General features: G+C 41.0%; 10 protein-coding genes. 9 read left to right on the plus strand and 1 reads right to left on the minus strand.

The genetic code is table 11. From position 1 onward, the window contains the following. Positions 1-8: 8 nt before the first annotated feature. A complete protein-coding gene (locus NPE20_RS00170; RefSeq protein ID WP_256536566.1) occupies positions 9-1,115 on the plus strand; it encodes an ABC transporter permease in 1,107 nt (368 codons plus the stop codon). Next, positions 1,112-2,230, plus strand: coding sequence for an ABC transporter permease (locus tag NPE20_RS00175; RefSeq protein WP_256536567.1), 1,119 nt, complete (start codon positions 1,112-1,114; stop codon positions 2,228-2,230). Before NPE20_RS00170 ends, NPE20_RS00175 begins: the two co-directional genes overlap by 4 nt. Before the next feature lie 320 nt (positions 2,231-2,550). On the opposite strand, the gene NPE20_RS00180 is transcribed toward NPE20_RS00175, so the two are convergent. After that, positions 2,551-3,711 (minus strand): hypothetical protein, encoded by a 1,161-nt coding sequence (locus tag NPE20_RS00180; protein ID WP_256536568.1) that lies wholly within the window; start codon positions 3,709-3,711, stop codon positions 2,551-2,553. An 807-nt stretch (positions 3,712-4,518) separates the two neighbouring features. On the opposite strand from NPE20_RS00180, the gene NPE20_RS00185 reads away from it, so the two are divergent. The 7 genes from NPE20_RS00185 to NPE20_RS00215 all read left to right on the plus strand — a co-directional run bounded on the left by NPE20_RS00185 (position 4,519) and on the right by NPE20_RS00215 (position 14,737). Then, positions 4,519-5,094, plus strand: coding sequence for an RNA polymerase sigma factor (locus NPE20_RS00185; protein ID WP_256536569.1), 576 nt, complete (start codon positions 4,519-4,521; stop codon positions 5,092-5,094). 187 nt (positions 5,095-5,281) lie between these two features. Further along, positions 5,282-6,457, plus strand: coding sequence for a FecR family protein (locus tag NPE20_RS00190; RefSeq protein ID WP_256536570.1), 1,176 nt, complete (start codon positions 5,282-5,284; stop codon positions 6,455-6,457). 209 nt (positions 6,458-6,666) lie between these two features. After that, positions 6,667-10,092, plus strand: a complete 3,426-nt coding sequence (locus NPE20_RS00195; RefSeq protein WP_256536571.1) for a SusC/RagA family TonB-linked outer membrane protein — start codon at positions 6,667-6,669, stop codon at positions 10,090-10,092. Between the two features lie 10 nt (positions 10,093-10,102). Continuing rightward, complete coding sequence (locus NPE20_RS00200; protein ID WP_256536572.1) at positions 10,103-11,596, plus strand: RagB/SusD family nutrient uptake outer membrane protein; 1,494 nt, start codon at positions 10,103-10,105, stop codon at positions 11,594-11,596. Positions 11,597-11,675: 79 nt separating this feature from the next. After that, the gene (locus NPE20_RS00205) at positions 11,676-12,530 is read left to right on the plus strand and encodes a DUF4843 domain-containing protein (protein WP_256536573.1); all 855 of its coding nucleotides are present in this window, start codon (positions 11,676-11,678) and stop codon (positions 12,528-12,530) included. Positions 12,531-12,538: 8 nt separating this feature from the next. After that, on the plus strand, positions 12,539-13,972 hold the full coding sequence (locus NPE20_RS00210; RefSeq protein ID WP_256536574.1) for a PKD-like family lipoprotein: 1,434 nt from the start codon (positions 12,539-12,541) through the stop codon (positions 13,970-13,972). An 18-nt stretch (positions 13,973-13,990) separates the two neighbouring features. Beyond that, the gene (locus NPE20_RS00215; protein WP_256536575.1) at positions 13,991-14,737 is read left to right on the plus strand and encodes a basic secretory protein-like protein; all 747 of its coding nucleotides are present in this window, start codon (positions 13,991-13,993) and stop codon (positions 14,735-14,737) included. The last annotated feature ends 7 nt before the right edge of the window (positions 14,738-14,744 follow it).

A 14,744-nucleotide genomic window follows, 5' to 3' on the forward strand; every position in this document is an offset into this window, starting at 1 on the left:
ATTTGGCGATGAAACAATTTTCAATATTTATAAAAAAAGAGTTTACGCATGTATTACGTGACCGTAAAACATTGCTCATCCTTTTCGGAATGCCTGTCGTGCAGATCCTGATCTTTGGGTTTGCCCTTACCAATGAGGTAAAGAACGCCCGGATAGCCATTTTAGATCAGGCTAATGACCCGGCTTCACATCAGCTTATCACAAAAATTGCGGCCAGTAAATATTTCGAAACGGAACAGGCAGTAATGAACCGCCGGCAAATGGAAGATGCTTTTAAAAGGGGCAGCATACGGCTGGCAGTAATTTTCCCCGCCAATTTTAACAATGAGCTACTGCATCAGCACAATGCCGGGATACAGGTAATTGCCGACGCGTCCGACCCCAATAATGCGACCACGTTAACCAGTTATGTCACCGCGATCATCCAGGATTACCTTGCTGCGCTTAACAAAACAGGCCAGACGCCTTACCGTATTTCTCCTGAGATCAGGATGCTCTACAATCCCCAGCTTAAGGGGGCCTCGAATTTTGTCCCTGGCGTAATGGCATTGGTGCTCATGCTGGTTTGTGTAATGATGACCGCTGTATCCATTGTTAAAGAAAAGGAAACCGGTACGATGGAAATTCTGTTGGTTTCATCTTTTAAGCCATTGCTGGTAATTGCATCAAAAGCGGTACCCTATCTGATGCTGTCGCTCGTTAACGTGGCATCTATTTTATTACTGAGTGTTTTTGTACTCGATTTGCCGGTGAACGGGAATGTATTTCTGTTGTTTGCCGAGAGTACACTTTTTATTATAACCTGCCTTACGCTGGGTATTTTTATTTCAGTTAAAACCAGTTCGCAGCAGGTGGCCATGCTCATTTCATTAATGGGCATGCTATTGCCCACCATCCTGTTCAGTGGCTTTATGTTTCCCATTGAAAATATGCCGGTTGCACTGCAATTGATTTCCAATATTATTCCCGCAAAATGGTATTACATCATTGTAAAAGCCATCATGATCAAAGGGTCGGGGTTTAACGCGATATGGAAGGAAACGCTTATATTATCGGGCATAACTGTTTTTCTGCTCATAGTAAGCTTAAAAAGTTTTAAGATACGTTTATCATGAGAACCATCAGATTTTTACTGCAAAAGGAATTCAGACAAATATTCCGTAACAGGGCCATACTGGCCATGGTTATTGTAATGCCGGTAATACAGCTGCTTATCCTTCCAATGGCTGCCAATTACGAGGTGAAGAATATCAATATCGCCATAATTGATAACGATCATTCGTCCTATTCACAAAAACTCATTTCCAAAATCACGTCGTCGGGTTATTTTAAACTTACCGGTTATAACTTTTCATTTAAAGAAGCATTCCGGCTTATTGAAACTGATGATGCCGACCTGATACTGGAAATACCGCGGGGGTTTGAACGCAACCTGGTGCGCGAGAACGGGCAAAAAATATTCATCGCGGTAAATGCCATCAATGGCACCAAGGCCAATTTGGGTGGCGTTTACCTTACCGGTATTATTAAAGATTTTAACGGCGAAGTGCGACTGCAACTGGTGCCGCCTGCAAAATTTGACCGGACGCTTTCAATTGATATCGCGTCATCTAACTGGTTTAATCCATTTCTTGACTATCATGTATTTATGGTGCCCGGTATTTTGGCTATTTTGGTAACCATGGTAGGGGGATTTTTAGCTGCACTTAATATTGTAAAGGAAAAGGAGGTTGGCACCATTGAGCAAATCAATGTAACACCTATAAAAAAGCATCATTTTATATTAGGTAAACTTATCCCGTTCTGGGTGCTGGGTAACGTGGTATTCACTCTCGGGCTTATTGTCGCATGGCTTATTTACCGTATTATCCCCGTGGGGAATATCTTTTTACTGTATAGTTTTGTATCGGTTTACCTGCTGGCTGTTTTGGGTTTTGGATTACTGATCTCAACCTTTTGCGAAACTCAGCAGCAGGCCATGTTCATTATGTTTTTCTTTATGATGGTTTTCATACTGATGGGTGGCCTGTTTACCTCTATCGACAGCATGCCCGACTGGGCAAAAGCGGTTAGTCAATTTAACCCGGTGAGTTATCTTATTGAAGTCATGCGGATGATCATCCTGAAGGGGAGTGGTTTTAAAGATATCCTGAGACAATTAGGCATTATAGCTTTATTTGCTGTTGTATTCAATGGCTGGGCTATTTTTAATTATAAGAAAACCAGCTGATGTAAATCGTGTTCCTTTCTAAATTTTGTTAATACATTACGAATAACAGAGCTTCTTGACCATCGGTCAACACTATTTGCATATATGCTTATTTGGTACGTTAAAGATTATTTGAACTCCTTTCTGCCGCGGCATCAGCGATCCCCTGTCATCTCAAAAGATAATCACTCCGCTTTTCGCACGTTTCAAGGCAAGGGTCTTTAGCATTTATTTTTGAAAAATATTTTAAGGTTGAATTAGTTTTAACAGCTTTTTATGGGCGATCTATCTGTTTTTTTACTCCCAGCGCATTCGGGGAGGCCAAATTGGGGAATTATTTATTAATATAAATTGGATAGGGTGTCAGTAACCAGGTGGTTGGCAGGGTTCGTTGCGATCTGAATGCCAAATTGTGCTTCTTTCGGATTGGATGCCCTTGAGTTTAACTCTTTAAATAGCTCATAATAAAAAATGAAGTTACAATGCGGTTTGTACTGATCATGCATAAGCGTTAAAAAACCACCTTTGCCTAAACCATTTGGATTGGGAGTGGCACCACCGCCAAACGAGATTCCGGTTTCACTTAACCCTACCTGCGTAACCAGGGGACTCGCCGGTTGCGTCAAAAATTTATATTTCAGGCGATTAATCGCCTCATTTGCCATTGGCACATCCTGGCTATAAACATTGTGCGATTTATCAGTCCCGTATTCCTCGCCGTTGTACCAATTCAAAAGCATGAAGTCCAGCTTTTTGTTTTGCGCGAGCATATCTTTGCTGAACTTAAGGAACAATCCGTAATGGAGCCAGGCATAATTAGTGCCGATTTTGATTGAACTATCGGCAGCCCTTATGCCGTCGTAGGCTCCCAGCATAAATTGGAAATAGGCGGGATATTTGGTCATGTCATATTTGGCATCATTTTGGCCAATCACAGGCTCCTGCGTGCCGGAATATGTTGCTTTTAATATCAAAGCGTTATTATCATTTTCCAATTCATTAAAAATTTGGATAAATTGGATCTTTCCCTGCAATGCAGCGCGTGATGCAAAACCATACCCCCGGTTATAGCCTGATGTGTTGTAGTTCGTGAGTTCGGTGGTTGTATAAGTTATGCCGTTTGCAGGTGCAGTGACAGCGGGGTTATTCATGATTGCTAAAATGCCTATACCGGCATTATACGCGGAATCAACAAATGGCTGGAATGCAGGGTTGGACGGAACACCGCTGCTGTTCATACTTACATCGGTACGGAAATAATTAAAGTTCATTTGTTTGGCCAGACTGATGGCAAAACTTATTTTATCAGCCACATAATCCGTATTGTTTGCCTGACCAAAATGAACGTTAACGCCATAAACACTGTCTGTGCGAAAAGGGATTGATTGTACCGACCGGGCTGTTGCCTTTATGTTTTGCAAGGAAGCTGGTTTAACCTGAATATTATTTTTACAAGCGGTTAGCACCAGTAATACTGCGGGGAAAAGAAGACTTTTTTTCATGATTTTCGTTTAAGCAGTTATGAATTGAATTTTAAGAATTGACAATTGTTCAATGCAAGTATGTTTTTAAAAGAAATGATTGAAAATAAAAGGCAACGGGTATCCTTTTGAAACTAGGGGATAGTATATCTTAATATTGTTTTAAATGTTCTTTTACGGAATACGATTCTATTTGGTTACCTTAAAGTGCCTGTTAGATTTTATTGCCAAAAAAAGGTCAGCGAAGCGTTTTGTGCTCTATACATCGGGCCCGGCTATCTCATTTTGCGCTTCGGCGTACATAAGCATTACTTCCCAGGCGCAGCATCACGGCATCTCCGTAAAAAAAGCAATGGCGTTATCCAGAGATTCGACAACGATGCCGACGTTGTTCATTTTTATTAAATTGTTTTTTGCCATCGTTTGTCTTCCTATCAATTAAAGCTTAGATAATATCCAATACAAACTTCTATAAAGTTTATCGCATCGGATTGTATAAATCGGAACCGGAGTGGAAAAGCGCTGCGCCGGCTGATGCGCTTGTCATTCTGATACATCCTCTGCTTTTTTCTGATAGGTAAGAGCCAATACCGGAGAGCAAGCTCACCGTCTTTTATAAAGACCGGTACGGGGTTCACTTTTGATGGCTGGAAAGCGAACAGGGCGGGGCAACCTTCTACGTGGCGATGCAGGCAGCGATCTGCTCACGCAATGCCTGACTATCCGGTTCTGTTTTGTTAGAATAATTGATATATTTGGATTAGTGAACATCCAATCACATTTAACTACTCTTTACGTTTCCCCTCTCAAAGCTTATATTGCAGCGTCATGGGCCCGGATTTGAAAATAGCGGATGATGCTGAACTTTTGTTACTCCTTAGTAAGGGAAGTAAGCCGGCTTTCGATGTGCTCTATAATAAATATTGGAAACAGGTTTATAATACAGCTTATAAAAGGCTCAATGATGCGGAGCGCGCACAGGATATTGCCCAGGACGTTTTTGTACAACTATGGATCCGGGGTTCTAAAGCACCTATAGCTAATCTGCCCGCGTATCTCCTTGTTGCCGCCCGTAACGGTGTATTCAAGAAAATGGAAAAGGAAGCTAAGTATGCAGCCTTACCGGATGGCGCCGAAGAAATTGAAAGCACGGCAGGGCGGGCAGACGCTAATATGCTTCATGATGAATTTTTAAAGGCATTTACCGATCTTGTAAGTACGTTGCCCCCTCAGCAGCAAATGATATTTAGCTTACGTTTTAATGAAGGCCTCTCCAGCCAGCAAATAGCCGACCAATTGAATATTTCGCCAAAAACAGTGAGAAACCAAATGGGAAGAGCGCTTAATACATTGAGGAAATCGCTTTTTTTACTCTATGTGGTGATTTATTTCTATCAAAAGTAACAATTCTTAACTTTCAGAAGCCCAAAAGTGGTTAAAAACAACTAACTATTGTTTTTAATATATTTTATTATATAAATATGCACCCCGTATAGCCAAATATACCTGTTGTTAAATAAATGTAAATTATTTTTTAATTCTTGTGGGCTATTTGCATTTTTTTGACTCATGTATATATAATAAGATTTTAATGGACCCTGCAGACAAGCAATATTTTATAAAGATATTAACAAAGTACAGACTCGGTAACGCTACAAACGAAGAAGTAAAGTTTCTGGAAACTTACTATAATGTGTTCGATTTAAGCGATGATCTCATCACCAGCGAAAATGAGGGAGATTATATTCATTTAAAAGACGCCATTAAAGATGTAGTTGACCAACGGATCAGGGATTATCAAAAGCAATCCATCGCTCCGCGTATGAAGTATCTATGGGTAAAATATGCGGCGGCAGCTTTAATCCTATTTTTCATATCATTTGGAATATATTTTCTTATCAATACCAATAATGTAAAAAACAACAATGTTGTTGTAAATGCTTATAAGGGGATTGTTCCAGGTGGTAATAAAGCACTTTTAACGCTTAGTAATGGAACAAAAATTTTGCTGGACGATGCTTTAAAAGGTGAAATTGCCCGGCAGGCAGGGGTGATCATCACTAAAATGGCCGATGGGCAGCTTGTTTACAAGGTACTTAGCGTCCAAACCGGTCAGCATCAGTTGTTTCAAAACTCAATAGCTACACCAAAGGGCGGCCAATACAAAGTTATCCTGCCCGACGGCACTAACGTTTGGCTTAATGCTTCATCATCTATAACCTATCCAACTGTGTTTACGGGTAATGAGCGTATGGTAACCCTTACCGGTGAGGCCTATTTCGAAGTGGTAAAGAATAAACAGATGCCCTTCAGGGTAAAATCGGCCATGCAAACTATTGAAGTATTAGGAACTCACTTTAACATAAACGCTTATGATGATGAGGCGGTTATGGGAACAACTTTATTGGAGGGTTCGGTAAAAGTTACTTCACCATCAGGCACCGTTACTATTGCGCCAGGGGAGCAAGCTGTTATTAACAGAGATGGTGACGGGACTATTATTAAACGCCAGGTAGATATTGATCAGGAAGTGGCATGGAAAAATGGCATATTCTCTTTCAATGGCGAAGATATCCGATCAGTAATGAGGCAAGTGAGCCGCTGGTACAATATTGATGTGGTTTACGATAAGGATATTCCCCATGAAAAATATTTCGGCGAAATTTCAAGAAGCAGCAGCCTGGGCGATGTTTTTAAAATACTGGAGCTTAATAATGTAAAGTTCAGCATTGAAGGCAAAACTGTAACGGTTTCTAATAAAAAATAAGCGCATCTATCTAACCCGATCTTTAACTAAAAAAACAACTAACTAACTAAACTAACACTTAATCGAAAGGCATGAATAGAAAACTACTCTAACTCCACGGAATTTTTGACAAGAAAAAACCGGAAGCGTCTCACAGCTCCCGGTGAAGGTCAGCAGTATTAGATGTTCAAGGCCAATGCTGCATTTGTTTAACCCTATTAATCAAAAATATGAAATTAACCTTTCTTTACAATGCCGTGTGCGCAATACGGAACGTAAAGTATAAACTTCTTTTAGTATTGAAACTCACTACTATACTACTACTTGTTGGTGCCTTGCACTTATCTGCAGCAAGTTATTCGCAAACCGTAACGTTGTTTGGCAAAAACAAAAGCCTTGAAACCGTTTTTAAGGAAATAAAGCAACAAACAGGATACTTATTTTTCTATAACGAAAAAGTAAGCATCAAAGGGAAAACCACCGATATAGATGTTAAGAATGCGCCCTTGCAGGAAGCGCTTAACGCCTGTTTGAAAAACAATGGCTTAAGCTTTACCATAATTAACAAAACTATAGTTATCCAGAATAAAGCGCCCGAGGAAGCTCCTGTTAACCATTTAAATAAAGTGCAGATAAACGGGCAGGTAATTGATTCTGTAAGCAAAGCGGGGATCCCTGGTGTAAACATTTCACTTAAGGGTACTGTAGGCCTTGTTGGGCAAACTAACAACACCGGTGAATTTAATGTAGCGGCAGATCCCGGCCAAATTTTGGTTTTTACTTTTATGGGCTACAAAGCGGCAGAAGTTAAGGTAAGCACCGCAAAAGTAATTACCGTGAAAATGGTGCCTGATATTAACAACATTAAAGACGTTGTAGTTACCGGCTATCAGATCATTAAAAAAGATAACTACACAGGTAGTGCCATAACGGTAAGCGGGGCAGATCTTAAACGTAATAACCCTCAAAACCTGCTTAAAAGTATCCAATCTTTTGATCCTTCATTTAAAGTGTTGGATAACAACCTTAGCGGGGCCGACCCCAACAAGCTGCCCAAGATCAACGTGCGTGGTGCTACAGCCATCCCATCAATAAATGATGATATTCTTGACCGTAATAATCTTTCGAGCAATTACAATCTTCCGGCTTTTATATTAGATGGCTTTGAAGTTACGCTCCAAAAAGTTGTCGATTTGGATATCAACCGGATTGAATCGGTTACGTTATTAAAGGATGGCGCCGCCACAGCGGTTTATGGTTCAAGAGCTGCCAACGGAGTAATGGTAATTACTACCAAAGCCCCGGTAGCCGGCAAACTACAGCTTTCATATAATTACGAGCTAACCTTTAATGGCCCCGACTTATCTGACTACCATGTGCTTAATGCCAAGCAAAAAATAGAGTATGAGCAACTTGTTGGCCTTTATGACGCCAGCAGTTTTACAAGCGGCGATAAGCAGGACGATTTGGACGCACAGTTGTTTACGCGTTTAAAAAATGTAGCAAGCGGCGTGAATACCTATTGGTTATCACAACCATTAAGAAATGCCTACCAGCAAAAGCACTCGCTGTACGCGCAGGGTGGTGACCAGTCTTTCAGATACGGAATTGACCTGCGTTACCAAACGCAACCAGGTATAATGAAGGGATCTGACAATACAAGATACAGTGGTGGTGTAAATTTTACATACAATCCTAACTCCCGCCTTATCATCAGAAATGACCTTACCGTTACCCAGGTTGATCAGGCTAACTCGCCATATGGGAATTTTTCGAGCTATGTAAATGCAAACCCGTATTTCCCCATGAGGGATAGTTCTGGTGCATTAGTGCAGGAGCTTGCTAACTGGCGTGTTAATACCGGCAGAAATCAGGATAATCAGTATGTAACCGAAACCATATTTAACCCCTTATTTGAGGCCAGTTTAAGCAGTTTTAATAAATCTGCCTATACAGAAATACTGGAGTCATTTTCGGCTGACTATAAGCTATCTAAGAGCTTAAGGTTACGGGCGCTAATGAGTGTAAACAAAACAAGCTCATCAGCAGATAAATACGTTTCCCCATTAAGCAGTGTGTTTTATTATACTCCTTCCGATGAACTTAACAACCGGGGAACTTATGATTACATCAATAGTGGTATCCTGAATCTGGACGGCAATGTAACTCTAAGTTATAATAAACAGCTGGGCGATAATTACTTTAACCTGGTATTGGGGGCAAATATCCTGTCGGCCAAGTCAGATACCAAAACATTCTCGGCCGAAGGTTTTTCTAATGACAGGTTTAGCAACATTGGCTTTGCCCGTATCTACAAAGAAAACGCTGGCCCCGGGGGCGATGTGATCAAGTCCCGAACCGCAGGCAGTTTCTTCTCAGGTAACTATTCTTACAAGAACAAGTATCTGCTGGATGTATCCTTTAGGATGGACGGCTCCTCAGCATTTGGCGCAGACAAACGTTTCGCCCCATTCTGGTCGGTAGGCACAGGCTGGAACATCCATAAAGAAGCGTTTTTAGAGGCTATAGATTTCATCAGCCAGTTGCGCTTAAAAGGCAGTATAGCAACCTTGGGTTCTATCAGTTTCCCTGCTTATCAGTCAAGGTCAATATATCAGTATCAAACATCAAACTGGTATTCTACCGGTATTGGCGCTACTATTTTTGGTTATGGCAATAGCAGCCTGGAGTGGCAAAAAACTAAAACTTACGATGCCGGCTTAGATATTGGTCTATTCAAAGATAGGGTGGTTATCTCGCCAAGATATTATTATAAATTAACTAAGGGCCTTATCACCGATATTAACCTTGCCCCATCTACCGGTTTTTCTACTTATAAGGATAACCTGGGCGATATGTCAAACAAGGGTTATGAGCTTTACCTGGTGGCTAATGTTTATCGTGCAACAGACTGGAATGTTAATATCACCGGTAACCTGGCACACAACGTAAACCAAATTGTTCATATCTCTGAATCATTAAAAGCATTTAATAATAGTATTGATAATTTCCAGACCAATACAGAAAAGAACGCTTTTTCTACACCATTATCCCGCTACGTAGAGGGTAAATCTTTAAATACCATATACGCAGTTAAATCATTAGGTATCGACCCGGAGAATGGTAAAGAGATATTGGTAAAAAAAGACGGCAGTTTAACCTATATCTGGGATGTAAAAGATATTCAGGATGTGGGTAATACTACACCAAAAGCCGAGGGCTTTTTTGGTAGCAGCGTATCTTATAAAAGGTTCTTGTTAAGCTTCAGCTTCCATTACCGCTTTGGTGGACAGGCATTCAATCAAACATTAATTGATCGTGTGGAAAATGCTGATCCCCGTTATAATGTAGATAGCCGGGTGCTGGAACAACGTTGGAAACAACCTGGCGACCATACCTTCTTTAAAAACATTGCCGACCTCACAAAAACTTACGTGTCATCGCGCTTTGTACAAAACGACAACCTTGTAGAACTGCAGTCTCTTTATTTCTCTTACGATTTCAATAGTAAGTCGATCCGTAAATATGGATTGCAAAACCTACGATTAGCGGCAACCGCCAATGACCTGTTCAGGGCTTCGAGCATTGAGGTAGAGCGAGGGATAAATTACCCGTTTGCCAGGAGTTTAACATTTTCAATACAGGGATCATTTTAAAAACAGTAACATGAAAAAATATTTATTTTTTATACTTCCGCTACTGGTGCTTTCATCATGTAAAAAGTTTCTTGATGTGCAGCCAGAGTCTGATGTAACTAAAGAAGAGCTTTTTAGCACGGAAGAAGGTTTTAAAGAAGCTTTAAACGGGGTATATACCAAATGTGCCGGCGGTGATCTGTATGGAGGGAATTTAACATTCAGCAACCTTGATATCATGGCGCAGAATTATTCCTTTACCGATCTCAACTTACAAAAAATAGCCTCTTTTCAATATAAAGAGAATATCTTAAAGGATAAGAACAGCACGATCTGGTCGGGAGCCTACAGCGCTATCGGTAACTGCAACCAAATTTTGCAAATGATCGATAAGCAAAAGGGCGTTTTTTCGGGCAATAACTATGCAATTATTAAGGGGGAGGCATTGGCTTTAAGGGCTTATATACATTTCGACCTTTTAAGAATGTTCGCCAATTCGTATAAATACAACCCTGCTGGTCGCGGCATCCCATACGTAACCACGGTTGGTATAAAAAGTACGCCATTTTCATCGGTAGGCGACGCGCTTAATATGGCAATTATCGACTTGCGTGATGCCCGTACATTATTAAGCGATGCAGACCCTATCCGTTCTGCGGGTTATATTATTGGCTATCCAAATAAAACGTATCCTGGTGGGTATACGGGTCAAAAGGCTACTGAAACCAACAGCAATACCTTGTTTTTGCAAAACAGAAGGCACCGGCTAAACTATTTTGCGGTTTGCGCCGAACTGGCAAGGGTTTATCTGTATAAAGGAGATTACCCCAATAGCTTGTCAAATGCAAATGATGTAATAAGCGCCAGTAAATTCCCATGGACTGAAAAGGAGGATGCTTTTAACCCTAATGTACAGCAACGGGACAAGATCTTTTATAAAGAACTAACATTTGGCTGGTATGTGGATAACGCTGATATCAACAAAATGCTGACAGACCTGTACACAAAAGTTAATGTGGCATCGTACCAGCCAACGCCACTACAGTTGGATAATATTTACGAAAAAAGCTCGGTAGGTGCCGAAGACTGGCGCTATAGGCAATGGTTTTTAACCGCTACCGATGTAACGCCCAACCGCATTTACCTGGTTAAGTACACTAAAAACAGCACACCGCTTATTAATCTGCATCCGGTTATGGCACCGGCTTTAAGGCTGTCTGAAATGTATTATATAGCTGCCGAAGCAAGCTATGACACAAACCCGGCAACCGCAATTAGCTACCTAAATACCATGCGTACACACCGCGGTATAATTGATTTGCTGCCTACTAACCTTAGTAAAACAGCCTTTATGAACGAGCTGGTAAAGGAGTGCCGAAAGGAGTTTTACGGAGAAAGCCAGATATTTTTCATGTATAAGCGGTTAAACCTTGATGTTATTGCCCCAAGCGGCCAGGTGTACCCTGCATCTAACAACATATTCGTATTTCCGGTACCGGATGGGGAGTTAACTTATAACAACTGATTTTATCTGTCAATAGGCTTTATATGCCTGTTGGTGGCTACAGTTTAAACAAACACACATATTGAAAAACGATATAGATATGAAAAGAAATATATTTTATGTTTTACTGGCCGCTGTTACCCTTTTTGGATGCAAGAAGGAAGCGCTGCAAGTATACGATGCAAAAGATAATATTTATCTGAATTATAAAGATAAGGACGGCAATCAGGATACATCGGCTTTAACTTATTCATTTGCCTATAACCCGTCACTATCAAAGGATACGGTTTGGGTGCCGGTGATTATCTCGGGCCAAAGGGTTAACCATGACAGGAAGTTTGCGCTTACCGTAGTGGATTCAAGCACCACCGCTAATGCGGATCTGCATTATGAATTACTGAAGCCATTTTACATTATGCCCGCCGACTCGGGAAATGTGAGGGTGCCTGTAATTATCAAGAACCTTGACCCGTTGCTTGCCGATAAGTCTGTTAACCTTACTATCCGTGTTTCGGGCGGTGAGGATTTTGATTCTACTCTTCCCTTAACATTAAGGACAAGATCTATTTACTATTCGTCCCGCTTAGAAAAACCAAGCTGGTGGATTTACTGGCAAGGCCCGCTGGGCGATTATAGCCGTGTTAAACATCAGCTTTTCCTGATCTCATCAGGCACAACCGATTTGGTAGACATGTCTAAACCCAATGCTTATTTACAAATCCCGAGGACATTGTATTACATAGATAACACCAAAACTTTTGTAAATGATCCGTTTACCTGGGTAACCCGGCATGCAGATAAGGGGTATATATTAACTAAAAGAACGGGCGGAAGTAACGACTATGATTTTTACAGTGCCGCATCGCCCGAAAAGAAATTCTATCTCAAGTATTACGCTCAGTTAGATAAGTACTTTTTTGTTGATGAGAATGGTAATCAGGTTATTATAAACTAAAAATGATCATGAAATTTAAATTAATATATTTATTAGCGTTCATCGCGGTTATCAGTTCATCCTGTAAAAAGGATCTGGGTAATTATACTTATTCACCGCCATCAGAGCCGGTGCTTACCGGCATAAAAAATGAAACATTTTCTGCTTTAATAGGGGATACTCTAACAATTAAGCCAACCGTTACCCTTGCGGGTGCCGACCCGATTAAGGATCTTGATTTTGAATGGCATATAACCATACAGGAAGAATTAAGGGAAGTTGTTTATAAAGGTTATCCGCTTAAATTAGTTTATAACCTTGGCCCGGGCGAACGTGCTTGCAGACTTATTGTTACCGATAAAAGGAACGGGTTGTTTTACAAGTTTGCATTTAAAATTGCAGGCACTACCCAGTTCTCTGCAGGCGATATTGTACTGAGTGATGATAACGGTGTGGCCAAGCTATCCTTTATTAAACCGGATAAAACGGTAATTGCAGATCTTTATCATGCGTTAAACAATGAAGATCTGCCTTCAAACCCGGTTCAATTGTATTACTCTAAACCGCTGCCTTATCAGCCTAATACCAAAGAGGAATACTGGGCGCTTTGTAACGACCCCAACAACAGCGGTGTAATACTTGACGCCAGCACATTGCTGCGTAAAAATGGTTTTTCATCGCAGTTTTTTACGCCGCCAACACCAATTACTACAGGTTACCTCGAACCTTTTCTGGGCCCCTTACAAATGGGTACAATACCCACCGGGGTTGTAAATGGTAAATTGTATGTAGGTGTATCATCAACAGCTCCCTTTGCAGATGATTATGGCAAGTTTGCAAACGAACAGGCGGGTAACTATACCATGTCTAAATACTTTTACCATGGTAGTGCTTACTTCCTGGGTTATGATACAAAGGCCAAAGCGTTTATAACCTTTGGTGCAGATGGAACTTACTCCGGCACATCGTATACAATTGATACAGCCAGCACAGGGTTCAACCCCAAGCAGGTTAGCTTAGATAACCAGATCTTTATGAAAGCCACAGAAGGCGGGGCTTCCTACGCTTTCTTCAAGACAGGCAGCGACGTTACCGAATTAAGCTTTAGTTATCCCACGGGCAACGACCGCACTTTCAAAGCAACACGTAAGCGCGCTTTTAAAGCCGCGGCGCTGATTGATGAGAACAGCAAATGGGTGGCCAACAGTATAAATATCTTTTACTTCTCGTCTAAAGATAAGATCTATAGATACAATCCAATTAATGAAGACCTTAGGGTGCTTGATGCTGATTTTGGCGGGAAAATAGTATCCATGATCAAGATCAGCCAGGATGACAATACATTAACGGTTGGCACCAATGGTAACGTTTATACCCTTGACGTAAGCATAGCTAAAACCGGTAACATCACCAAAATAATTACAGGCATCCCGGGCACACCTGTAGATATTATTATTAAGTAAACATCACCTAACATTATCATGAAATATCTAAGAAATACTATAAAGTGCTTACTCTTAATACTATCGGCTGCGGCGTCAATCTCTTGTAGTAAAAATGCTGCAGACGAACAGGGCCAGCAACCCGTAAAAGTTGTTTTTCACGATTACATCTCACAAGATTCGATCACAAAAAATGGCTATACGCTTATTTTTACCAATAACTCACCTGATTTTGCTACAGAAGCCGGGAACAAAGTTAAGGCCAGGATGATAGATGCCTTTTTTAAAGTATACCCGGAAGAAGCAGCGACTTATAACCCAAAAACTCTTAAAAAGGTTTACTTTTTGATTGATCCGTCTTACTCGGGAGCGGCAGAGGCTGGCGGAGGGCATGTGCGTTATAGCTCCAAATGGATGCTTAACACTCCAACAGATTTGGATGTGGTAACACATGAGGTAATGCACATTGTACAAGGTTATACCGGCAACAACCCGGGTTGGCTGGTTGAAGGTATTGCCGACTTTGCCCGAAATAAATTTGGTGTTGATAACGCGACTGCCGGATGGTCATTAGCCGCTTTTAACTCCGATAAGGACTATACCGGCAGTTACCGGTACACTGCGCGCTTTTTAGTATGGCTTGAAAAAAATGTTAAGCCAAACCTGGTAAAAGATCTGGATACAGCTTGTCGTGATAACACCTATACAGCACAAATCTGGAAAACACTAACAGGTAAAACAGTTGATGAACTTTGGGCTGCATACGCTGCAGAACCATATCTCTAAATCTAAA

It is taken from the genome of Mucilaginibacter aquariorum, assembly GCF_024498135.1.
Lineage (GTDB): Bacteria > Bacteroidota > Bacteroidia > Sphingobacteriales > Sphingobacteriaceae > Mucilaginibacter > Mucilaginibacter aquariorum.